The organism is Streptomyces sp. Ru72 (genome assembly GCF_002920635.1).
Taxonomy (GTDB): Bacteria; Actinomycetota; Actinomycetes; order Streptomycetales; family Streptomycetaceae; genus Streptomyces.
The window spans coordinates 1-23,457 of sequence record NZ_PQSR01000123.1 but is presented as its reverse complement, the minus strand read 5'-3'; the positions used below and the strand labels follow the sequence as shown (position 1 = coordinate 23,457).

At 71.4% G+C, this 23,457-nt stretch carries 14 protein-coding genes and 3 pseudogenes; 7 read left to right on the top strand and 10 right to left on the bottom strand.

Annotated features, from left to right (window positions below; translation table 11 throughout):
• Positions 1 to 1,395, top strand: a 1,395-nt coding sequence (gene ptsP / locus C3488_RS34645) for a phosphoenolpyruvate--protein phosphotransferase (protein WP_103844851.1), incomplete at its 5' end; no start/stop codon positions are given.
• Positions 1,396 to 1,468: 73 nt separating this feature from the next.
• Here ptsP and C3488_RS34640 read toward each other — a convergent pair.
• On the bottom strand, positions 1,469 to 2,362 hold the full coding sequence (locus C3488_RS34640) for a hypothetical protein (protein WP_103844850.1): 894 nt from the start codon (positions 2,360 to 2,362) through the stop codon (positions 1,469 to 1,471).
• A gap of 111 nt (positions 2,363 to 2,473) precedes the next feature.
• Positions 2,474 to 4,441 (bottom strand): acetoacetate--CoA ligase, encoded by a 1,968-nt coding sequence (locus tag C3488_RS34635; protein ID WP_103844849.1) that lies wholly within the window; start codon positions 4,439 to 4,441, stop codon positions 2,474 to 2,476.
• A 213-nt stretch (positions 4,442 to 4,654) separates the two neighbouring features.
• Here C3488_RS34635 and C3488_RS34630 point away from each other — a divergent pair, with 213 nt between their 5' ends.
• Positions 4,655 to 7,021 carry a glycoside hydrolase family 31 protein gene (locus C3488_RS34630; RefSeq protein WP_103844848.1) on the top strand — a complete coding sequence of 789 codons (2,367 nt, stop codon included), beginning with the start codon at positions 4,655 to 4,657 and terminating at the stop codon, positions 7,019 to 7,021.
• A 44-nt stretch (positions 7,022 to 7,065) separates the two neighbouring features.
• On the opposite strand, the gene C3488_RS34625 is transcribed toward C3488_RS34630, so the two are convergent.
• Positions 7,066 to 7,605, bottom strand: coding sequence for an NUDIX domain-containing protein (locus C3488_RS34625; RefSeq protein WP_103844847.1), 540 nt, complete (start codon positions 7,603 to 7,605; stop codon positions 7,066 to 7,068).
• 47 nt (positions 7,606 to 7,652) lie between these two features.
• Positions 7,653 to 8,462: a M15 family metallopeptidase gene (locus C3488_RS34620; protein WP_103844846.1), complete on the bottom strand. Its 810-nt coding sequence runs from the start codon at positions 8,460 to 8,462 to the stop codon at positions 7,653 to 7,655.
• Positions 8,463 to 8,612: 150 nt separating this feature from the next.
• On the opposite strand from C3488_RS34620, the pseudogene C3488_RS34615 reads away from it, so the two are divergent.
• The 4 genes and pseudogenes from C3488_RS34615 to glpK all read left to right on the top strand — a co-directional run bounded on the left by C3488_RS34615 (position 8,613) and on the right by glpK (position 12,956).
• Positions 8,613 to 9,037: pseudogene (locus C3488_RS34615) on the top strand (Zn-ribbon domain-containing OB-fold protein).
• Positions 9,034 to 10,222, top strand: a pseudogene (locus tag C3488_RS34610) (lipid-transfer protein). Before C3488_RS34615 ends, C3488_RS34610 begins: the two co-directional pseudogenes overlap by 4 nt.
• 433 nt (positions 10,223 to 10,655) lie before the next feature.
• Complete coding sequence (locus C3488_RS34605) at positions 10,656 to 11,414, top strand: MIP/aquaporin family protein (RefSeq protein ID WP_103844845.1); 759 nt, start codon at positions 10,656 to 10,658, stop codon at positions 11,412 to 11,414.
• Between the two features lie 21 nt (positions 11,415 to 11,435).
• On the top strand, positions 11,436 to 12,956 hold the full coding sequence (gene glpK, locus C3488_RS34600; RefSeq protein ID WP_103844844.1) for a glycerol kinase GlpK: 1,521 nt from the start codon (positions 11,436 to 11,438) through the stop codon (positions 12,954 to 12,956).
• Positions 12,957 to 13,090: 134 nt separating this feature from the next.
• Here the strand turns inward: glpK and C3488_RS34595 are convergent, their stop codons facing one another.
• The 5 genes from C3488_RS34595 to C3488_RS34575 all read right to left on the bottom strand — a co-directional run bounded on the left by C3488_RS34595 (position 13,091) and on the right by C3488_RS34575 (position 21,115).
• Positions 13,091 to 13,696, bottom strand: a complete 606-nt coding sequence (locus C3488_RS34595; protein ID WP_103844843.1) for an ATP/GTP-binding protein — start codon at positions 13,694 to 13,696, stop codon at positions 13,091 to 13,093.
• A complete protein-coding gene (locus tag C3488_RS34590) occupies positions 13,677 to 17,294 on the bottom strand; it encodes a hydantoinase B/oxoprolinase family protein (RefSeq protein ID WP_258053839.1) in 3,618 nt (1,205 codons plus the stop codon). The genes C3488_RS34595 and C3488_RS34590 overlap by 20 nt, the downstream gene beginning before the upstream one ends.
• A 189-nt stretch (positions 17,295 to 17,483) precedes the next feature.
• Positions 17,484 to 17,879 carry a DUF742 domain-containing protein gene (locus C3488_RS34585; RefSeq protein ID WP_103844841.1) on the bottom strand — a complete coding sequence of 132 codons (396 nt, stop codon included), beginning with the start codon at positions 17,877 to 17,879 and terminating at the stop codon, positions 17,484 to 17,486.
• A 9-nt stretch (positions 17,880 to 17,888) separates the two neighbouring features.
• Positions 17,889 to 18,329: a roadblock/LC7 domain-containing protein gene (locus C3488_RS34580; RefSeq protein WP_103844840.1), complete on the bottom strand. Its 441-nt coding sequence runs from the start codon at positions 18,327 to 18,329 to the stop codon at positions 17,889 to 17,891.
• Positions 18,326 to 21,115 (bottom strand): nitrate- and nitrite sensing domain-containing protein, encoded by a 2,790-nt coding sequence (locus C3488_RS34575; protein ID WP_103844839.1) that lies wholly within the window; start codon positions 21,113 to 21,115, stop codon positions 18,326 to 18,328. Before C3488_RS34575 ends, C3488_RS34580 begins: the two co-directional genes overlap by 4 nt.
• A gap of 424 nt (positions 21,116 to 21,539) precedes the next feature.
• Between C3488_RS34575 and C3488_RS34570 the strand changes: the two genes are divergently transcribed.
• A complete protein-coding gene (locus C3488_RS34570) occupies positions 21,540 to 22,055 on the top strand; it encodes a hypothetical protein (protein ID WP_103844852.1) in 516 nt (171 codons plus the stop codon).
• Between the two features lie 97 nt (positions 22,056 to 22,152).
• Here the strand turns inward: C3488_RS34570 and C3488_RS34565 are convergent.
• Positions 22,153 to 23,457, bottom strand: a pseudogene (locus C3488_RS34565) (hypothetical protein); the annotation flags it as partial.

Genomic DNA, 23,457 nt, shown 5'->3' with positions numbered 1-23,457 from the left:
GCCGTCGGCAGCACGGCGGAGCGGGCGGTGTACGACGCGTTCGCCGCGTACCGGGAGCTGCTGGCGGGCGCCGGGGAGTACCTTGCCGGGCGTGTGGCCGACCTCGATGACGTGCGGAACCGCATCGTCGCGCGTCTGCTCGGAGTGCCCATGCCGGGCGTGCCGGACAGCGACGAGCCGTACGTACTGGTCGCCCGGGACCTCGCGCCTGCGGACACCGCGCTGCTCGATCCTTCCCTGGTGCTCGGCTTTGTCACCGAGGAGGGCGGGCCGACCAGCCACAGCGCCATCCTGGCGCGGGCGCTCGGCGTTCCCGCCGTGGTGGCGCTGCCGGGTGCGGGCGAGCTCGCCGAGGGCACCATGATCGCCGTCGACGGCAGCACGGGCGAGATATTCGTGAACCCGAGCGACGAGAAGAAGGGGCAGCTGGAGGCCGCGGCGGCGGAGCGCAAGGCGGCACTGGCGGCCTCGACCGGGCCGGGTGCCACGGCCGACGGTCACAAGGTGCCGCTGCTGGCGAACATCGGCGGTCCGGCGGACGTGCCGGCCGCCGTCGAGGCGGGCGCCGAGGGTGTCGGTCTGTTCCGCACCGAGTTCCTGTTCCTCGACGACAACAAGAAGGCGCCGTCCGAGGAGAAGCAGGTCGTGGCCTACCGGCAGGTCCTCGAGGCGTTCCCCGAGGGCCGTGTCGTCGTGCGGGTGCTGGACGCCGGTGCGGACAAGCCTCTGGACTTCCTGACCCCGGCGGACGAGCCGAACCCGGCGCTGGGTGTGCGCGGCCTGCGGACGCTGCTCGACCACCCGGAGGTGCTGCGCACCCAGCTGACGGCGCTCGCGAAGGCCGCGGAGGGGCTGCCGGTCTACCTCGAGGTCATGGCGCCGATGGTCGCCGACCGCACCGACGCCAAGGCGTTCGCTGACGCCTGCCGTGAGGCCGGGCTGCGGGCGAAGTTCGGTGCCATGGTGGAGATCCCGTCGGCCGCGCTGCGGGCGCGCTCGATCCTGCAGGAGGTCGAGTTCCTGTCGCTGGGGACCAACGACCTCGCGCAGTACACGTTCGCCGCGGACCGCCAGGTGGGTGCGGTGTCGCGTCTGCAGGATCCGTGGCAGCCGGCACTGCTCGACCTGGTCGCGCTGTCCGCGGAGGCGGCGAAGGCCGAGGGCAAGAGCTGCGGTGTCTGCGGTGAGGCCGCGTCGGATCCGCTGCTGGCGTGCGTGCTGACCGGTCTGGGCGTCACCTCCTTGTCCATGGGTGCTGCGTCGATCCCCTATGTCCGGGCGACGCTGGCGAAGTACACGCTGGCGCAGTGCGAGCGTGCCGCGGCTGCCGCGCGTGCCGCGGACACCGCCGACGAGGCGCGCAGGGCGGCTCAGACGGTGCTCTCCGGCGAGTAGTCGGCACGCGTCGTCGCTCCGGCGTCGTGCGGCGAGGGGCGCTCCGCCTTCTGGTGGGGCGCCCCTCGCTCGTTCAATGGGCGTGGCCGGGTGTGATGCCGTCGTCTCCGAGCTCGGGTGGGGTGCAGTAGTCGACACCGGATTCGGGTGAGACCAGGTCGCCCGACTCGATGTCGGTGCAGTAGGCGTCGAAGACCTCTGCGGCGGTGAGTGGTTCCAGCCGTTCGCCGCGCAGGCGCCACCCGTAGACGCGGTCGGGGAGGCCGGGCGCTGTGGTGCGCATGACGAGGCCGCCTGCGCTGTGGGTGGCGATGCCGAGGGCGAGGACGCTGGTGAATTCCAGTGCCTCGGTCTCGTCCAGGTGGGCCGTGCCGTCGGGGTCCTCGTCCGCGTGGAGCACGGCGACGAGTGTCTCGGGTGCGGCCGAGACGCTGCAGACGAGGTGGCGGTGGCCGGGGCTCGCCGTGTCGAGGATGCGGGCGACGAGGTGGGAGGCGTGCGCGAAGGCCGAGCGCCCGATGTCCTCGCCGCAGGAGGCGCACGCGCCCAGCCGGGCCAGCACCTCGGTCGCGTACTGCCAGGTGGCCTGCCGTACTGCCTCGTCGATCAGGTCGGGGACGAGTTCGGCCAGGGGCTGTCCTTCGTACGGGACGGCAGGTCCGGTGGCGGCCAGTTCCGCGGTGAAGCGGGTGCGGCTGGTCGGGGCGTCCGGCTCCAGGCCGTTGCGGGAGCAGAACTGCGCGTACTCCTCCGGGTCGAAGAGGGCGACCGTCGTGTGGCTGCCCTGCGCGGCGAGGCTCCTGAGCAGGGCTTCCACCTGCTGCAGGTAGGTCGTGTGGTCGTCGAAGGTGAAGGTGCGGTAGCGCCGCATCGCGGTGAAGTCGTGTTCGTCGGTCAACAGGCCGATGGTGCCGGCGATCTCGCGGCGCAGGACGCGTCGCATGGTCCGCTGCTCGGTGTGCGGCATGAGTCCCCCTACGTACAGTGATTTGTGCTCACTCAACGTAACGGGAGGCACTGACAACGGGCCTGCCGGTCGCGGCGGCCGGCAGGCTGTCGTGGCGGCGGGCGGGGTGGGTCAGGCGCGTTTGCGGGCCAGGTCCTCGTAGAAATGCAGCAGGTCGAGGTTGTCGATGGAGCCCGGGTTGACGGCCTTTTCCAGGGGGGCGCCCTGCAGGAGGCGTTTGACCGGGACCTCGATGCGCTTGCCCGTGAGCGTGTGCGGGACGCCCGGGACTTCGATGATCTCGTCGGGGACGTGGCGCGGTGAGAGCTGTTCGCGGATGGTCTGCTTGATGCGGTTCAGCAGGGCGTCGTCCAGGACGGCCCCGGGGGCCAGGTGGACGAACAGGGGCATCCAGTAGCCGCCGTCGGGCTGTTCGATGCCGATGACGAGGGACTCCCTGATCTCGGGGAGGCGTTCGACGGCTTCGTAGATGTCGGCCGACCCCATACGGACGCCCTGACGGTTGAGCGTGGAGTCCGAGCGGCCGTGGATGATCACGGAACCGCGGGAGGTGACGGTGATCCAGTCGCCGTGGCGCCACACTCCCGGATACATGGCGAAGTAGCTCTCGTGGTAGCGGCTGCCGTCGGGGTCGTTCCAGAAGCGGATCGGCATGGAGGGCATGGGATTGGTGACGACCAGCTCCCCGACCTCGTCGATGAGGGGCTCGCCGCTGGCGTCCCAGGACTGCAGGTCGGTGCCGAGACCGGGCGCCTGGAGTTCACCGATGTGGACGGGAAGAGTCGGTACGGCTCCCGCGAAGCAGGAGCACACGTCGGTGCCACCGCTGACGGAGGCGATCCACAGGTCGTCGCGGACCTCGTCGTGCAGCCAGGCGAAGCCGTCCGGTGGCAGCGGCGAGCCGGTGGTGGCCACGCACTGCACGCTCGTGAGGTCGTAGTCGCGGGCCGGGTGCACGCCCGCCTTGCGGCAGGCCATGACGTACGCGGCGGACGTGCCGAAGAGTGTGGCCCCGGTGCGTTCGGCGACGCGCCACTGGGCGCCGGTGTCGGGGTGGCCGGGGCTGCCGTCGTACAGGACGATCGTGGTGCCCGTCAGCAGGCCGGAGACGAGGAAGTTCCACATCATCCAGCCGGTGGACGTGTACCAGAAGAGGCGGCTTTCGGGGCCGAGGTCGCAGTGCAGGCCGAGCTGCTTGAGGTGCTCGATCAGGATGCCGCCCTGGGACTGGACGATCGCCTTGGGCAGGCCGGTGGTGCCCGAGGAGTACAGCACCCAAAGCGGGTGGTCGAAGGGCACCTGCTCGAAGACGGGCTCGACGTCCGCCGAGGTCAGGGCCGACCACTCCAGGGCGCCTTCGGGGGCGTCGGTGCCGAGGAGCGGGATGTGGACGACGGCACGCAGGGTGGGCAGTTCGCGGCGGAGTTCGGCGACGGTCTCGCGGCGGTCGTGCTCCTTTCCGCCGTAGCGGTAGCCGTCGACCGTGATCAGGACGACCGGTTCGACCTGCTGGAAGCGGTCCAGGACGCTGCGGGCTCCGAAGTCGGGCGCGCAGGAGGTCCACACGCCGCCGACGGCGGCCGTGGCGAGGAGGGCGACGACGGCCTCGGGGATGTTGGGCAGGTAGCCGCTGACGCGGTCTCCGGGGCGTACGCCGAGGGCGCGCAGTTCGGCGGCGAGGGATCCGACCTGACGCCGCAGCTCGGACCAGGTGACCGGGCGGGGCTCGTGGGTCTCGTCGACGGCCAGCAGGGCGGGGTCGTCGGCTCGGGTGTCTGCCGCCCGCAGGGCGTGTTCGGCGTAGTTCAGCATCGCCCCGGGGAACCATTCGGCGCCCGGCATGGAACGGTTGCCGAGCACGCGCGCGTAGGGAGTGGAGAACCGTACGTCGAACCACTCGGTGACGGCCTTCCAGAAGGTCTCCAGCTCGTCCACCGACCAGCGGTGCAGCGCTGGGTAGCCGCCCTCGGCGGGTGCTCCGTGGCGTTCGGCCGCCCAGGCCTGGAACCGGGTGATCTGTGCCCGGGCGATGCGGTCGGCGTCGGGCTGCCAGAGAGGCGTGGGGTTCGCTGAGGTCATGGGGCGGCTCCCGGACTGTGCGCGTCGTGTGCGTTGTCCGCGCACGTGCTGGGGTGTGCGCGTCACGCGGCTGACACGGACGATGCCATGTGATCGACTTCTGCACCAGGGTGTCCCCCACATAGTCGGCATCGCGAAGCTGTGCCCACAACACAGGTGAACGGCAGTTGAACGGCACCCCTGTACGAGGACGTCAGTGGCAGGGTGAGCAGCATGGACGGTCGTGACCTGGTGCGTTCGGTGAAAGCGGTCGGTGCGGGCGGTGCGGCAGGGGGCCTGCGCACCGTGCGGGCAGCCTGGCGCAGGCAGCGTGCCGATGCCACCGGGTTGCCTCGGCGGGGCGCCGAGCGGGCGCGGGTGCCCGGGCCCGTGCGGGACGTGGAGCCCGGGCCGGGCGGGGGTGTCGTACGGTTCGCGCGCACCGAGCTTCGGGTCATGGTCGCCGTGAACGGGGCCGTGTTCTGGGGCTGGGACGGGGTGGCGGCGGAGCCGTCCTACGCCCTCGCGGGCCGCTGCCCCGAGCCGGATCCGCGGGCGGTGCTGGAGCCTGACAAGGACGGCGGCTGGCGTGTCGTGGCGGAGCGCGTCACGGTCGTGGTGTCGCGGTACGGGGCGATCGAGGTGTGTACGCCCGGTGGTGTGACCCTGCGCCGGGACCTGCCGCCCCGGTGGTGGGAGCCGGTGAGCGGTGGCGGCGCGCGCTGGATGCAGCGGGGCGAAGTGCCGCCCGACGCACGGTTCTTCGGCCTCGGGGGGCGGGTCGGGGGGCCGCGGCTGCGCGGGGGGACGTATCGCCTGTGGAACACGGATCCCGGGCGGCCGTTCGGGCCCGGCGACGACCCCCTGTACATCACCATGCCGGTCCAGATGGTGGTGGCCGACGCGGGCACGCACCTGGTCTTCCACGACACCTCGTGGGACGGCACGGTGACGTTGCGCGAGGGTGAGGAGGGGGCGGGCTCCGGGCACGACCGGGCGGGAGCCTGTGAGGTGCGGATGGACGGCGGGCCGCTGCGCTGCTGGGTGATGGTGGGCACCCCCGCGCGCGTGCTGCGCGTCTGGGCGTCGCTGACCGGGGTGCCGGCGGTGCCGCCGGCCTGGGCACTGGGGCACCATCACGCGCGGTGGGGCTTCGGCAGTGAGCACGAGGTGCGCCGGATCGTCGCCGGCTACGCGGAGCACGACCTTCCGCTCGATGCCGTCCATCTCGACATCGATCACCTGGACGGCCACCGGGTGTTCTCGGTGGACCGGGACCGCTTCCCGAAGCTGCCGGTGCTCGCCGAGGATCTGCGCCGGGACGGGATCCGCCTGGTGTCGATCGTCGACCCCGCGGTCAAGGCCGAGCCGGGCGATCCGGTGTACGACAGCGGGCGAGCTGAGGACGCGTTCGTGCGGGACGCCTCGGGGCGACCGGTGGAAGGGGTCGCGTGGCCGGGTGAGACCGTCTACCCCGACTTCACGCACGCGCGCGTGCGTGAGTGGTGGGGCGGGCTCTATGAGGAGCGCCTCGCTCAGGGCTTCGCGGGGTTCTGGCACGACATGAACGAGCCGGTGTCGTTCACGGCGTTCGGGGAGAACACCCTGCCGCGCTCGGCCCGGCATGCGTTGGAGGGCCGTGGCGGTGACCACCGGGAGGCCCACAACGTGTACGCCCTGGGGATGGCGCGGGCCGCGTACGAGGGGCTTCGCGGCCTCGTCCCCGATCAGCGGCCGTTCCTCCTCTCGCGCTCCGGGTGGGCCGGCATGCAGCGCTACGGCGGGACGTGGTCCGGGGACGTGGCCACGGGCTGGCCGGGGCTGCGAGCCTCGCTGTCGTTGGTGATGGGACTCGGTCTGTGCGGTGTGCCGTACTCGGGGCCGGACGTCGGCGGCTTCGACGGGAGTCCGTCGCCGGAGCTGTATCTGCGCTGGTTCCAGCTCGCCTCCTACTTGCCGCTGTTCCGCACACACGCCAGTCCCCGCGCCGGGCGACGGGAGCCCTGGGAGTTCGGTGACGAGGTGCTGGAGCACGCGCGCGGGGTGCTCGCCGAGCGACGGCGGCTGCTGCCGTACTTCGTCACCCTGGCGCATCTGGCGCGTCGCACGGGTGCGCCCTATGTGCGGCCCCTGTGGTGGGACGCGCCCGAGGACAGGGCGCTGAGGGACTGCGAGGACGCCTTCCTGCTCGGCGACAGCCTCCTGGTGGCGCCGGTGCTGGAGGCCGGCGCGCTCCGGCGGACGGTGCTGCTGCCGCCGGGCAGCTGGTACGACACGGTGACCGAGGCGGTGTACGAAGGGACGGGCCACGTGGTGGTCGACGCGCCCCTGGGGCGGATTCCGGTGTTCGCGCGTGCGGGCGCCGTCCTGCCCGTACGGGGTGCGGACGGGGACCTGGAGCTGGAGGTCTGGGCGCCCGCGCGGGGGCGGTCCGGGGGCGGGACAGTGGTGCCGGACTCGGGCGACGGCTGGGAGGAGCCGGAGATCGAGCGCTATGTGACGCGGTGGAAGGGGCGCCGGGTGGTGGTCCGGCGGGAGACGGACGAAGGCCGCAGCGATCCCGCACGTCCGGTGCGGGTGAGGGGCCTGGACCACGCGTGACGCGGGCGGGACGCGCGAGGCTCAGCCGCGCGTCCCGCATGGGCTCACACGTAGCGGCCCTCGAACCATCCCTGCACTGCCAGCGTGTGCAGGGGGAAGGCGAGTTCGGTGGGGCGGCGCAGGAGCTGCCAGCCCTCCGTCTCGTCCGTGCCGGTGGACGGCGGCAGGTCCGCGGCCGGACGCTCCGGGAGAAGCCCGAACAGCAGCAGGTGGCCGTCGGGCGAGCTCATCGCGTCGACGAGCCGCACATCGCGGGCTGCGGCGCCGATGCCGGTCTCCTCCTTGAGCTCCCGGACGACGGCGTGCCGCCAGTCCTCCCGGTGGTCGACGAACCCTCCGGGCAGGGCGATACCCCCGCGCGCGGGCGGGATGGTCCGGGTGATGACCACGAGGGACGTGCCCTTGGTGTCGTACACGGGCTGCAGGGCGACCGCGACGGGCAGCGGGTTGCGGTATGCCACCGTGCCGCAGGCGGCGCAGGTACGGGGCCAGCCGGAGATGCCCTCTCCGTAGGGGGCCCCACAGCTCGAACAGTGGGAGTCGGGCACGAGGTCGACGGCGGACGGAATCGGGGATTCGGACACGTGGCGGACTGTATCCGATCATCTGTGCGGCGTCTGCCGGGGGCGGCTCAAGGGGAGGACGTCAGCGACTCCATGGACACGGGGAAGTCGAAGTAGGTGTCCGGGTAGGGCTCCGGCTTGAAGGTGTAGTGCCACCACTCCTCGGCGAGGTTGACGAAACCGAGGCCCTCGAGGGTGCGCTTCAGGAGCTGCCGGTTGGCGCGCTGCTCGCCGACGACTCCGGGGTCGTCCGTGTGGGCCAGTGTGTCGAAGCAGTCGAAGCCCGTGCCCATGTCGACAGAGTTGTCGGGAAAGCGCTCGGCCTCCGGCGCGTAGCACGGTACGAGCGGCCGGCCGGGCACGTAGGGACGGGTCGGCCTGGCGGGCAGTCGGACGATCGTCAGGTCCATGGTGGATCCACGGCTGTGCCCGGACCTCTCCGCGATGTAACCGTCCGCGAACAGGCGGCTCTTGTCGACCCGCGGATAGAACTCGCCCTTCATCTTCTGGTCGTCGAGGTCCTTGGCCCAGCGCACGAAGTGGTCTACGGCGCGTTGCGGCCGATAGCAGTCATAGACCTTGAGCGTGTAGCCCTCACGCACCAGCTCGACCTGTGCCCGGTGGAGTGCTTCGGCCGCCGGGCGGGTGAGGATGCACAGGGGCTGTCGGTAGCCGTCGATGCGTTCGCCGATGAAGTTGTGCGGCGTGAAGTACCGAATCTCCTCGAGGATCGTCGGGTCCACCGATCTCAGCGCCACGAAGTCCGAAGGCGCCTTGGGCTGCGGCGCGGCCGGGGCGGTGGCCGAGGCGGAGACGACGGCGAGGAGCGCGGCGAGCACGGTGACCAGGCTTCGTACGACGACCGAGAGACGTGTCATGTCCCTGCATTTATCAGTCGAGCTCCGGCGAGGGAAGGACGCCTGTGCCGTTCTGCGGCGCGTCTGCCGATTTCCCGCAGCACGTGGCAGACTCCTGACGTCCCGTCAGGTCTGTGCTCGGGAGGGGCCATGTCGCGCGTCCGCACCCTCGTGGTGGCCGGATGGTTCACGGGCGAGGGAGAAGGCTTCCGCCTTGTCGGCACAAGGTGCTCCGCCTGCCGGTCGGTGTTCTTTCCGCGTGAGGACGCCTTCTGCCGCAACCCCGGCTGCCGGGGCGGCGGCCTCATCGAATTGTCACTTTCCAAACGGGGCGAATCTGGTCGTATACCGACACTCGTTACCGACCCCCATCACCCTATGTGACGAATCCGGAACTTCCATGGAGGCCCTACGCGTTGATCGCGGTGGAACTGGAAGCAGAGCGGATCGTGGTGCTCGGGCAGGCGGTTCCGGGGGTCGCCGTCGCCGACCTGGCGGTGGGCATGGAGGCGGATGTCGTCCCCGGTGTGCTGCACGAGGACGCGCAGACGACCTGGACGACATGGCACTGGCGGCCGACGGGGGTGATGGGATGACGGACGACGTGGCGGTGCTCGGCGCAGGCATGCACCCGTGGGGCAAAGGGGGATGCAGCTTCGTCGCGTACGGGACGGTGGCCGCGCGGGCGGCACTCACCGACGCAGGGGTCGACTGGCGGGACGTCGGCTCGATCGTGGGCGCGGACACCGTGCGGGGCGGTTATCCCGGTTACGTGGCGCGGGCGACGTTCGCCAAGGCGCTCGGCTGGCAGGGGGCACGGGTGACGAGTGTGTACGCGGCGTGTGCCTCGGGGGCGCAGGCGGTCAGCACCGCACGCGCCCAGATCCTTTCGGGGCTCGCGGACGTGGTCCTGGTGGTCGGCGCCGAATCGGCCCCCAAGGGGTTCTTCCGCCCCGCGGGCGGTGACCGGCCCGACGACCCGGACTGGCTGCGGTTCCGGATCCTCGGGGCGACCAACCCGGCGTACTCTCTGTACGCCCGCCGCCGGATGGCCGTCCACGGCGACACGGTGGAAGACTTCGCCCGGGTCAAGGTGAAGAACGGGGCCATGGGAGCACTCAATCCCAACGCCCGGTACCGCAAGCGGGTCACCGCCGACGAGGTCGCCGCATCCGCGGTGGTGGCCGACCCGCTGCGGCTCCTCGACATCTGCGCGGCCTCGGACGGCGGGGCGGCGCTCGTTCTGTCGAGCATGGATTTCGCGCACCGGCACGGAGCGAGGCGTCCGGTGCGGATCCGGGCGGTGTCCACGGTGACGCCTCGCTATCCCCATACGGTGCTGGACCTGCCCGACATCGCCACGGACTCGGCTGTGGCGGTCGAGCCGACTTCCGAGACGTTCCGCGCGTCGATCGCCCGGGCCGCCTACGAGGAAGCGGGGATCGGGCCCGAGGACCTCTCCCTCGCCGAGGTCTACGACCTGTCCACCGCCCTGGAACTGCAGTGGTACGAGGACCTGGGGCTGTGCGCGCAGGGCGAGGGGGCCAAGCTGCTGAGAGAGGGCGCCACGGAGCTCGGCGGGCGCATACCCGTCAACGTGAGCGGCGGAACTGGCGTCGTTCGGTGAGGCCGTCCCGGCGCAGGCGATCGCTCAAGTCTGCGAGCTCACCTGGCAGTTGCGGGGTGAGGCGGGCGACCGCCAGGTGGCGGGGGCGCGGATCGGTATCACCGCGAACCAGGGGCTGTTCGGACTCGGGTCCGCGGTGATCGCGGTGCGGTGACCCGGCGACACCCGGGCGCGCCTTGATGGCCACGAGATCCGCCGCGACTCGCTCCCGGCCGCGGCCAGGTCGGGCATCCCTGGCACCTTCTGACACCACGCCGGATCCCGCCTGCTCTCCCCCGATCCTGCGGATGCCCACCCACCGTTTACGTCGCCTGCCTTGACGCTCCGTGGGTGCGGGAGAAAACTTCCGGATGTCAGTCGGCATCGCCGCATTCGGGCTGTATTCGGGTCAAGCGACCCGAGCCCACACCGGCACCAACGGGTTGTCCCCCACGGGCGGTTCCGCTGCACAGGCACGCTCGTCGCGGACGCCGGGCGGGGTTCGGGATCCCCCCTGCCTTCGGCTGAAGTCGCCAAGGGAAACGCACTCCTGCACGGAGGACCGACACGGGGCCGGACGGACCCCGGGCGAGGGCCTAGGAGCCGCCATGACGCATGCAAGCATCTTCGTCGGCGAGTTGATCGGCACGGCCATACTCATCCTGTTCGGCGCGGGAGTCTGCGCCGCCGTCACCCTGCACTACTCCAAGGCGAGAGGCGCGGGCTGGGTCGTCATCGCCTTCGGCTGGGGCTTCGGCGTCCTCGCGGGCGCCTACACCGCCGCCCCCAAGTCCGGCGGACACCTCAACCCGGCGGTGACCGTCGGACTCGCCGTCGCCGGCATCACCAAGTGGGAAGACGTCCCGTACTACCTGCTGGGCCAGATGGCGGGCGCGATCCTCGGCGCCGTGCTGACCTGGCTCGTCTACTTCGCGCAGTTCCAGGCGAACGCCGAGGAGGACAGGGCCCAGCCCACGCTCGGGATCTTCTCCACCGCACCGGAGATCCGCAATCCGGTCGCGAACCTGGTCACCGAGATCATCGCGACGGTGGGTCTGGTGCTGCCCATCCTGTTCTTCGGCAAGAACCTCGGCACCGGCATCGGCATCATCCCCGGCACGACGGCGTACGGCTCGGGCATCGGCATCCTGCTCGTCTCCCTGCTCGTCGTCGGCATCGGCCTCTCACTCGGCGGCCCCACCGGATACGCGATCAATCCCGCCCGGGACCTCGGGCCGCGCATCACCCACGCCCTGCTGCCGATCCCCAACAAGGGCGGATCGGACTGGGGCTACGCCTGGGTCCCGGTGGTAGGACCGCTGATCGGCGGTGTCCTGTCGGCCCTTGTGTACAAAGCAGCCTTCTGACCCTTTGACGAAGGGGACGTGATGACGGACCACGACCGCGAGTACGTCGCCGCTATCGACCAGGGCACCACATCCAGCCGCTGCATCGTCTTCGACCACAGCGGCGGGATCGTCGCCGTGGACCAGCGCGAACACCGCCAGATCTTCCCCAAACCGGGCTGGGTGGAGCACGACGCCACGGAGATCTGGTCCAAGGTGCAGGCGGTGGTCGCGGGCGCGATCGCCAAGGCCGGGCTGCGTGCCGACCAGATGGCAGCGCTCGGCATCACCAACCAGCGCGAGACCACGGTCCTGTGGGACCGCGCCACCGGCAAGCCCGTCCACAACGCGATCGTCTGGCAGGACACCCGGACTGCCGCGCTGTGCAACGAACTCGGAGGCCCCGACGGGCAGGACCGTTTCCGCGAGCAGACCGGGCTACCGCTCGCGAGCTACTTCTCCGGGCCCAAGGCGGCCTGGCTGCTGGACAACGTGCCCGGGCTCAGGGCGCGAGCCGAGCGCGGCGAGATCGCCTTCGGCACGATCGACTCCTGGCTGATCTGGAACCTGACCGGTGGCACGGACGGCGGACGGCACGTCACCGATGTCACCAACGCAGGGCGCACGATGCTGATGAACCTCCAGACGCTCCAGTGGGATCCCTCCATCCTGTCCGCCATGAACATCCCGGAGGCGATCCTTCCGGAGATCAGGTCCTCCTCCGAGGTCTACGGGACCGCTGTCGGCCAACTCGCGGGCGTCCCCGTCGCCTCCGCGCTGGGCGACCAGCAGGCGGCGGTTTTCGGGCAGGCCTGCTACGACGTGGGGACGGCGAAGAACACCTACGGCACGGGCAGCTTCCTGCTGCTCAACACCGGCACCCGGCCGGTGCCGTCGAAGAACGGGCTGCTGACGACCATGGGGTACAAGATCGGTGACGAAGCGCCGGTCTACTGCCTGGAGGGGTCGATCGCGATCACCGGTGCGCTGGTGCAGTGGTTCCGCGACCAGCTCGGCATCATCCGCACCGCGGACGAGATCGAGACGCTGGCGGCGAGCGTCGACGACAACGGCGGGGCGTACATCGTGCCCGCCTTCTCCGGCCTGTTCGCCCCCTACTGGCGCTCCGACGCGCGGGGGGTGGTCACCGGGCTCACCCGCTACGTCACCAAGGCCCATCTGGCTCGGGCGGTGCTGGAGGCGACGAGCTGGCAGACGCGTGAGGTCGTGGACGCCATGTACCAGGACTCCGGGGTGCCGATCACCACCCTCAAGGTCGACGGCGGCATGACGAAGAACAACCTGCTGATGCAGCACCAGGCAGACGTGCTCGGCGTGCCGGTCATCCGGCCGAAGGTCTCCGAGACGACCTGCCTGGGCGCCGCGTACGCGGCCGGCCTCGCGACCGGGGTCTGGAACGACCTCGACGAGCTGAAGTCCCACTGGCAGAGGGACGTCGAGTGGACACCCGCCATGGAGGCATCGGTCCGCGACCGGGAGTACCGCAACTGGCGCAAGGCCGTGGAGAAGAGCTTCGGCTGGCAGGAGGACGAGGCGGACTGACCCGCACGTCATCACGCGCGTGCGTCGCGCACTGTTCCACGCGCGCGTGCGTCGCCCTTGAGCCACGCGCGCGTGCGCTGCAGCGGCTCGTACCCGGTCGGCGGGGGTACGGGCCGCCCCTGGGTGTCCGCGGATCAGGTGGCAGCGCTCGCGCGGCGGCCGGCCGTGTGCGTCCCGGCGTGCCGGACGACCTCGATCAGCACCTCCTTGACGGACTCCCGCTCGCGGGCGTCACAGAGCACCACCGGTACGTCGTCGTCCAGGTCGAGGGCCTGCCGTACGGCCTCGGCGGGGTGGCGGACCGCGCCGTCGAAACAGTTGACGCCGATGACGAACGGGATGGAGCGGCGCTCGAAGTAGTCGACCGCGGGGAAGCAGTCCTCCAGGCGGCGGGTGTCGGCGAGGACGACGGCGCCCAGGGCACCGGTGGCCAGTTCGTCCCAGAGGAACCAGAAGCGGTCCTGGCCGGGCGTCCCGAACAGGTAGAGCACCAGGTCCTCGCGGAGGGTGATGCGGCCGAAGTCCATGGCGACGGTGGTGGTGTGCTTGCCCTCCACACCACGGGTGTCGTCCACCGGGCGGCCCGCCTCCGTGAGCACCTCCTCGGTGCGCAGCGGCCTGATCTCGCTGACCGCGCCGACGAGGGTCGTCTTGCCCACGCCGAAACCGCCGGCCACGAGGATCTTGAGCGTGACGGGCCCGACCGGAGGCTTGCCGCGCTCACTGCGCCCGAAGATCATCGTTCTCTTCTCCTGCTCGACGAGTATCGGACGGCGGCGGTCCGTATCCTCCGCCGCCCGGGGTTTCGATGACGAGTACGTCGCCCGGGCCTACGTCTGCCGCATCACTGCCCGCGAGGCGCACCACGGTCCCGTCAGCGCGCTCCACCCGGTTGGCGCCGAGTGTTCCGGGCCTGCCGCCCGCCATGCCGTAGGGCGGGATCCTGCGGTGCTGGGAGAGCGTGGAGACGGTCATGGACTCCCGGAAGCGGATGCGCCGCACGGCACCGTCCCCGCCGCGCCACCGTCCGGCGCCGCCGCTGCCGCGGCGCACGGCGAACTCCTCGAGCAGGACCGGCAGTCGCCACTCGAGGACCTCCGGGTCGGTCAGGCGCGAGTTGGTCATGTGGGTCTGCACCACGGACGCGCCCGGGAAGCCGTCCCCGGCGCCGGATCCGGAAGCCACCGTCTCGTAGTACTGGTACCGGTCGTTGCCGAAGGAGACGTTGTTCATGGTGCCGGAGCCCTCGGCCTGCACTCCAAGGGCGGCGTACAGGGCACCGGTGATGGCCTGGGAGGTCTCGACGTTCCCGGCGACGACGGCGGCCGGGTACTGGGGGGCCAGCAGGCAGCCGGGCGGGACGATGATGTCGAGGGGTCGCAGACAGCCGTCGTTGAGGGGGATGTCGTCGGCGATCAGAGTCCGGAAGACGTACAGGACGGCGGCATTCACCACCGACAAGGGCGCGTTGAAGTTGGTCGGGAGCTGCGCGGACGTGCCGGTGAAGTCGATGGCCGCGCAGCGGTTCTCACGGTCCACGCGGACCCGGACGCGGATGACGGCGCCGGAGTCGGTTTCGTAGGCGTACTCGCCGTCGTCCAGGGCGTCGATCACGCGGCGCACGGCCTCCTCGGCGTTGTCCTGGACGTGCTTCATGTACGCCTGCACCACGTCGAGCCCGAAGTCCTCGATCATGCGGCCGACTTCGTCGACCCCTTTGCGGTTGGCGGCGATCTGGGCACGCAGGTCGGCGAGGTTGGTCTTCGGGTTGCGCGACGGGTGGCGCGCCCCGGTCAGCAGACGGAGGGTCTCCTCCTCGCGGAAGCGGCCGCCCTCGGCGAGCAGCCAGTTGTCGAAGAGGACGCCTTCCTCCTCGATGGTGCGGCTGTGCGCGGGCATGGAGCCGGGCGCGATGCCGCCGATCTCGGCGTGGTGGCCGCGGGAGGCGACGTGGAAGAGGATCCGGCCACCGTCCGTGTCGAAGACGGGCGTGATGACGGTGATGTCGGGCAGGTGGGTTCCGCCGTGGTAGGGATCGTTGACGGCGTAGGTGTCGCCCGGGCGCATGCTCTCGCCGCGCCGCCGGATGACCTCCTTGACGCTGGTGCCCATCGAGCCCAGGTGCACGGGGATGTGCGGGGCGTTGGCGACCAGGTTGCCCTCGTGGTCGAAGAGGGCGCAGGAGAAGTCCAGCCGTTCCTTGATGTTGACGGACTGAGCGGTGGACTCGAGGCGGGCGCCCATCTGTTCGGCGATCGACATGAACAGGCTGTTGAAGACCTCGAGCAGGACGGGATCGACTTCTGTGTCCGGCCGGGAACTCTCCGTAATCGCCATGCGTTCCACGACCAGATGCCCGTCGTCTCGGGCCACGGCACGCCAACCGTCGTCGACGACGGTCGTCGCACTGGCCTCGGTGATGATCGCCGGGCCGGTGACGGCTTCGCCGGAAGGCAGTTGCTCCCGGCGGTGGAGAGGCACGTCGCGCCAGGCGCCGCCCGTGTGGAGGCGGACGGTCTCGGGCGCGGCGCGGTGGCCCTCGTACGGGGCGAGGGCGGAGAGATCGGGGGGTTCGGTGACGCCGGTGGCTTCCACGGAGAGCGCTTCGACGACGATCGGGCGGTCGAGCGTGAAGGAGTATGTGGCGCGATGACGTGCTTCGAAGGCATGCCGCATCCTGTCGGGTCCGGTCAGCTCGACGGTGAGCGCGGTGTCGGTGCCGTCGTAGCGCAGCTGGGCTCGGCGGGTGACCCGGATGTGCTCCTCGGGCACGTCCTCGGCGAGGAGTTCGGCGCGTGTGGTGCTCTCGAGGTCGTCGGCGGTCTTCAGGACACCGGGCATCGAGGCGGCCTCCAGGGGTGCCTCGACGGACTGTTCGCGCATGGCGGTGGTGTCTGCGAGCCCGATGCCGAGCGCGGAGAGCACTCCCGCCATGGGCGGTACGAGGACGGTGCGGATACCCAGGGAGTCGGCGACCAGGCACGCGTGCTGGCCGCCGGCCCCGCCGAAGGTGGTGAGCGCGTAGCGAGTGACGTCGTGGCCCTTCTGCACCGAGATCCGCTTGACGGCGACCGCGATGTTGGCGACGGCGATCTGCAGGTAGCCCTCGGCGACCTGCTCGGGAGTGCGGTCGTCCCCGGTCCGCTCGCGGATGTCGTGGGCGAGGGCGGCGAAGCGCTCGCGCACGAGCGCGTCGTCCAGGGGCTGGTCGCCGTCCGGGCCGAACACGCGCGGGAAGTGTGCGGGCTGGATGCGGCCGAGCATCACGTTGGCGTCGGTGACGGTCAGCGGGCCGCCGCCGCGGTAGCAGACGGGTCCCGGGTCCGCGCCCGCCGAGTCCGGCCCTACGCGGTAGCGCGAGCCGTCGAAGTGGAGGATCGAGCCGCCGCCCGCCGCGACCGTGTGGATGTCGAGCATGGGGGCCCGCAGCCGCACTCCGGCGATCCTCGTGGTGAAGACCCGTTCGTACTCGCCGGCGAAGTGCGAGACGTCCGTCGAGGTGCCGCCCATGTCGAAGCCGATGACTCGGTCGAAGCCGGCGAGCTGCGACATGCGGGCCATGCCGACGATGCCGCCCGCGGGCCCGGACAGGACGGCGTCCTTGCCGCGGAACTGTCCGGCCTCCGCCAGGCCGCCGTTGGACTGCATGCACATCAGCCGTACGCCCCGCAGTTCGTCGGCGACGTGCTGGACGTAGCGGCGCAGGACGGGCGAGAGGTAGGCGTCGACGACGGTTGTGTCACCGCGCGGCACCAGTTTCATCAGGGGACTGACCTCACTGGACAGCGAGATCTGCGGGAACCCGGTGCGCGCGGCCAGCTCGCCGATGGCCTGCTCGTGGGCGGGGTGCAGATGGCTGTGCATGCAGACCACGGCGATCGCCCGGACCCCGTCGCCGTACGCCTCCCGCAGCGGTCCGGCGAGGGCTTCCAGGTCGGGGGCGCGCAGGACGGTGCCGTCGGCGGTGATGCGCTCGTCGACCTCGACGACCCGCTCGTACAGCAGCTCGGGCAACTCGATCGCGCGGGCGAAGATGTGGGGGCGGTTCTGGTAGGCGATGCGCAGGGCGTCGCGGAAGCCCCGGGTGATGACGAGGAGGGTGCGTTCGCCCTTGCGTTCCAGCAGGGCGTTCGTGGCGACGGTGGTGCCCATGCGGACGGCGTCGACGGGGCCGCCGTCCTCGAGGAGTGCGCGTACGCCCGCGACGGCCGCGTCCGCGTACCGGTGGGGGTGGTCGGACAGCAGCTTGTGGGTGAGCAGCCGGCCGTCCGGGCGGCGCGCGACGACGTCGGTGAAGGTACCGCCGCGGTCGACCCAGAACTGCCAGCCCGTGGTCACGTCCGTCTCTCCGATCGCACTGCTCGGAACCCTGCCCGCAGATCGGTGATCGGCACGCTGCGGGGGGTCGCCGACGATCACTTGGATCATATCGGGACGGGGGTCGCGGCGCCGCCCGCGCGGGAGGTCACGTCGGCGCCGCCCGCGCGGGTGTCCGCACACTCGGCCGGAGCGGGCGGCGCCCCCGGCTCACAAGGCCCGCAGGCCGTTGATCACATTGCGCAGGATGCTCTCGTCCACCAGCTCGGCGGGCGGTACGGGACGGGTCACGTGGACCAGTTCCTCGTCCACCAGGTCCCCGACGAGCACCCGTACCACGCCGACGGGCAGATCGAGCTCGGCGGCGAGCTCGGCGACCGACTGGGGAGTGTCACGGCACCGTTCGACGATGTCCACGTGCTCCGGGGACAGCGACGGGTCCCTCTCGGGATCGTTCACGTGCGGCTCGGTGACGACCACCGCGATCAGGTCGAGGCGGTGCTGCACCTCATGGCTGGTGCGGCCGCGCGTCATGGCGTACGGACGGACGACCGGTCCGGCCTCGTCGTCGAACCAGTGGCTGCTTCCCTGACCGTCTCGGCTCATGCCGTCCCACTACCCGCCCGAGGGCAGATCGGTGCGCGGAGCGGACCCCAGATGTGTACCGACCCGTTTGACGAGAAGGGTCATCTCGTAGGCCACCTGCCCGACGTCGGAGTCGGCGTCCGACAGGACGGCGAGGCAGCTGCCGTCGCCGGCGGCGGTGACGAACAGGAAGGCCTCGTCCAGCTCGACGATGGTCTGGCGGACTCCGCCGGCGTCGAAGTGGAGGCCGACGCCCTTGGCAAGGCTGTGGAATCCGGAGGCGACCGCGGCCAGGTGTTCGCTGTCCTCCCGGCTCAGCTCGTTGGAGACCCCTGTCGGCAGACCGTCGCTGGAGAGCACGAGCGCCTTGCGGATGCTGGCGACGCGCTCCACCAGGTCGTCGAGGAGCCAGTTCAGCTCCCCCGACGCCTTGTTGGTCGCGGTGGGCCCTGCGGCCTTCGGTGCGGTCATCGACCGTCCCCCTTTGTCGTTCCTCGTGCTGAGCCGTCCTGGGCCTCGTCGCCCGCGGCGTTCTCCTCGCGACCGCGCTGCCAGCCCCGCTGGAGCGAGGCGAAACGGCTGCGAACCTCGTCGGCGTCGCGCTCGGCGCGCCCCGCCCGGTCGGCGGTGCCCGACTGCTCGCGTTCGGCGCTCCTTCCGGGCCCGTCCCTCAACTGCGGGGCGAGGCTGGCCTGCCGGACCCGGCGGGGCAGCGGGCCTGCCACCGCGTCCGCCCCTCCCGCCGCCGCGTCCCGGTTGGCCATGGTCCCGTCCGGGCCGGACGGGGGCCGGGTGCGGCGCCGCTGGGGCAGGGCAGGCACTTCGGCGCGATCATCGGACGAACGCGCGGCGCCGGCCTTGGGTTCCCCGGAGCGGCCGGACGGCCGGCGGTCTTCCTGGAGCCCCCTGATGCCCCGGTCGGGCGGGCTCTGCTCCTCGTCGGCCGCGGATCGCCGCGGTCCCTGTCCGGCGACCGGGCGGCCGTGGGAGCTGACCAGCTTGGGGGCGCGCCGACGCGGCAACGGGACGGGGGCCCCCGGGTGGTCTGTGTCGCCGGGGCGGGCCGCCTCGCGCCGTGTGTCGCGGACCTGCTGGTGCTGCTCGCCCGGGGTGTCCGCGAGGGAACGGCGGGGCCCGACGACGCCAGGTTCGTCGTCCTGCTCGTCGAGGGCGCCCGCGAAGTCGTCGAGCGCGTCCAGGTCGATGGGGGCTTCGAGCTCGATGGGACCGTCCAGGATCGACGCGGGGACGCCCGGGAGTCTGACGGGGGCGTGGGGCAGGGCCGAGGCGCGGTCCTTGCGGGTGCCGGACGCCGTGTCGGGCAGGGCGCGGTCGAGTCGGAAGCCGATGCCGTTGGTGTCCGGGACGTCGTCGGTGAGGAGTGTGTCGGGTATGAAGACGACGGCCGTGGTGCCCCCGTACGGGGACGGCTGGAGGGAGACGCGGACGCTCTGCCGCCGGGCCAGCCGGCTGACCACGAAGAGGCCGAGCCGGTCGGTGTCGGAGAGTTCGAATTCCGGGGTTTCGGCCAGCCGCAGGTTGGCGTCCATGAGCGCCTCTGCGGTCATGCCGAGACCGCGGTCGTGGATCTCCAGGGTGAAGCCGTTGGCTACGCGCTCGCCGACGACCTGCACGGCGGTGTGCGGCGGCGAGAACACCGTGGCGTTCTCCAGAAGCTCGGCCACCAGGTGGGTGAGGTCGGCGACGGCGGGTCCGGTGACGGCGACGCGGGGCAGCCGGCGCACCTCGATGCGTTCGTAGTCCTCGACCTCGGCGACAGCGGCGCGGACCACGTCCATGAGCTGGATGGGCTTGCGCCACTGGCGGGAGGGGGCGGCGCCGGAGAGGATGACGAGACCCTCGGCGTGGCGGCGCATGCGCGTGGTGAGGTGGTCGAGGCGGAACAGGTCGGCGAGTTCCTCGGTGTCGTCCGTCCTGCGCTCCATGGCGTCGAGCAGGGTGAGCTGCTTGTGCAGCAGGACCTGGCTGCGGCGGGCGAGGTTGACGAAGACCTCGGAGACACCGGCGCGCAGCTCGGCCTGCCTGACGGCGGCCTCGACGGCGGCGCGCTGCAGGGTGTTCAGGGCCTGGCCGACCTCGCCGATCTCGTTCTTGTCGTACTCCAGGCGGGGCACCTCGGTCTCGATGTCGACCTGTTCGCCCGCCGAGAGGCGGCGCATGACGCTGGGCAGCCGCACCCCGGACGCCTCGTGGGCCTCCAGGCGCAGCCGGCGCAGGTCGCGGATGAGGGCGCGGCCGATCCGGACGGACATGATCAGGGAGACCAGCAGGGCGATGAGGCCGAGGACGCCGGGGATGGCCGCTTTGATGACGACGTTGACGGCGAGGGGGCGGACGCGGTCCTGGTAGCGGTCGTCGGCCTGCGTGCTCATCCGGTCCAGGCGGTCCAGGACTTGGCCGGCGGCCCCGTCCCAGCTCTTGGCGGTGACGCCGTGCGGGCTGCCGGGAGCGGCGTCGACGACGGCCTGTTCGGCCACGCGCAGCGGCGCGGTGTCGGCGTTCTTCCAGTAGCGCTGGAAGCGTTGGCTCTCCGAGACCGGCAGCAGCGGCAGGCTGACGTCGTACATCACGGAGCGCTGGGTGACGAGGACGGAGACGTCGTGGATGTCGTCGCTGGTGAGCCGGCCTGCGACGAGTGCGGAACCGAGGAGGGCGTCCTCACGGGAGAGCAGTTCGCGGGCGCGGAAGACGTTGACCAGAGCGCGGCCCTGTTTGTCCATCTCCACGTTGTCGAGGAGGTGGAGGTTGGCCAGCAGCGCGAAACAGGGGTCGACGAGACGGTTGTAGAGGTCGAGGGCCTGGGAGCGGTTGACGGTGCCGTCTTCGACACTGCGGCGCAGCGACGTCATACCGTCCAGGGCGTCCAGGATGGAGGTGAGACGCTCGGCGGTCCCCTGCCCCATGTCCTCCTGCAGGTCCTCGTCCTTGCTGTTGCGACGGAGCTTGGCCACCATCTCGTCGGTGGCGGCGCGGCTGCGGCGGAGCGCGGCGAGGGAGTCGGAGGCACGCGGGTCGGCGAGATACACGAGGGTCTGGCGGCGCTCCTGCTGCAGGACGCGGACGGTGTCCTCGGTGGGGTAGCCGACCTCTTCGACGATGTGGGACACGTTGAACAGCGATTGGGCCTCACGGCCGGTGAGGACCGTGGCGAAGGCCCATATCGCGGTCAGGGACAGCAGCGGCACGAGAAGGAGCGCCACGATCTTCCGGCGGATGGACTTCCCGCGAAAGCGCATGGCCTCCCCCAGCTCGGACCCCCTCCGTCCCGGGGGTACACATGTGCGTCAACAAACGGCGTGAGCCTACTACCGACACACGGGTATCTCGAAGGAGCGAGCGGGCGCGCCGCCCACGAAAGACCGGCAGCAGATGGCTAGTTGTCCTGCCATTACGGCACATCGCCTCCCCACGACCGGCACGCGGCGCGGTGGGGCATCCGGCCGGGAATTGGGGGCTCCTTGGCCGAAATTTTTCGTTCGCTGGGAATCTTCGCGGAACGACGATCGTCTTCCTGTATGGGAATTGGGGGCGGAATCGGCCACAGGCGCCGCATGCCGCACTCGGGCGGCGTAAAACAGCGCAAGCCGGGCAGCCACTGGGGAGTCGGTGTCGGGTGACACCGGGACGAGTGGTCTGCGGGCGGTGGGGAGTGACGGGTTGATGGACACGGCGGAGCGGCGCGGGACATCCGGGACGGGCGCCGCGGCGCGCACAGCGGCGCGCGGGGGCCCACAGGGACCGGATCGCGACACTGCGGCGGGCGTGGAGCAGCGGGATGCGCCGTCCTACCGGCCGTTGTGGGTGGAGGAACCCGCGCGTCGGCGGCGGCTGCCGGATCCCGTGCGGACGGCGGCAGTTCGAGCGGTGCTCATCATCGCCGTGACGCTGATCCAGGCGGTGATCGCCGTGCTGTGCACACTGGCCGACTCCTGGCTGGCCTTCCCCATGGTGCTCAGCAGCGTGGCGAGCGCCGTGGTGGCGACGTGGGGCGCGCTGGACGTCTGGGTGACACGCCAGGTGTGGAACCAGCGCTATGGAGTGGTGTCGACCCCGGCCAGCACGGCCCGCGCCCTGCGCCGTGAACGCCGAGCGGCGCGCCGCCGGGCTCGGTCGGCGGAGCGGGCCCAGGAGCGCATACGCCGACGGGGCGGGGCCGGGCAGTTGTCGCATCCGTGACGGGGCGAGGGCCCCTCGTGCCCGGGGGGCGGCACACGCCGGCGGGGCGCGCGGTGGGCGGGCCGCGACCGGGCCCGCCCACCGGTCACGCGGGCAGTCACGCGGGCCGTTTGAACATCCGGGTCGCCGTGATCTCGCTGTGCACCGCCTCCCCGGCCTGGGGCTGCTGCGGCAGTCCCGGCCGAAGGTGTTCCTCCACCCGGATGTACTTCAGGCCCGCCCGCAGGTCGGCGTCGTTGCGCAGCCGGATGACCAGCGGGAACTCGGCGAGAGCGGTCGTGTCGAACAGGCCGGTGGTGTAGAGGAGTTGTACCCCGAGCGCGTCCGAGACGGCCCGCTGCAGCTCCAGCAGGTACGTCGCGTTGGCCCGTCCGATGGGGTTGTCCAGGAACAGCGTGCCCGCGTGGCGGTGCTTGTCGCGGCCCCGGTCGTTCGAGCGCAGGGCGGCCATCGTGCAGTACAGCGCGATGGCGGCGGTGAGCAGCTGGCCGCCCGAGAAGACGTCTCCCATCTGCCCGACCGGCACGCGCTCGGCGCGCAGCACGGCGTCCGGCTTGAGGATCTCGACGGCGACGCCCTTGGGCTGCAACGCCGCGCTGACGCCGCGCAGGAGCAGGGACATGCCGTCGCGGCGCAGGTCGGAGTTCTTCTTCACGGCCGCGCGGGTCGCCTCGTCGATGACCTCGCCCAGCCGTTCGATGAGCGTGGCCTGGTCGGGCTCCTCGAAGCGGATCCGCAGGAACTCCTGCCCCGACCACTCGCCGAGCCCCTCGGGCAGCCGGGACAGGCGCTGGGCAGAGCGCAGGGTCGCCAGCGCTGACTCCACGAGGCCGCGCAACCGGTCCACGATGGAGTCCCGGTTGCGTTCCAGTTGTGCCAACTCGTCCGTCAGGACCCGGAGTCGGGGCGCGAAGGCCTCCGCCCAGCGCTGCGCGTGCTCCGGCAGCGCGGATGCCGGCAGTTCGCGGATCTGCTGGCGGGCGGGTGTGCGGACCTGCTCGTACCGCGTGGAGTTGGCGTGCCGGACAAGTACGTCGCTCGCCTCGCGTACGGCGGCCTCGGCGGCGGACAGGTCGGCGGCGCAGCCCCGCAGGGAGCGGCGGGCCTCGGCGGCGGCCTTCCGGGCCTCGTCCAGGGTGCCCGGGTAGGGCTCCGGCTCTTCGTGTTCCTCCTCCGAGGCGTGCTCGCGCAGCAGGTCTCGCAGCATCGCGGCGATCTCGTCGAAGCCGCTCGCGGCGTCCTCGGCGGCCCGATGGGCCCCCAGGAGTTCGGCATGGGCGTCACGGGCCCGGGTCAGGGACTCGGTACGGGAGGCGAGTTCGGCGGTCGCGGTGCGCAGCAGGGCCTGGGCGTGCTCGGTGTCGCGCGGGACCAGCTCCTCGGGAAGTTCTGTGTGCGCCTC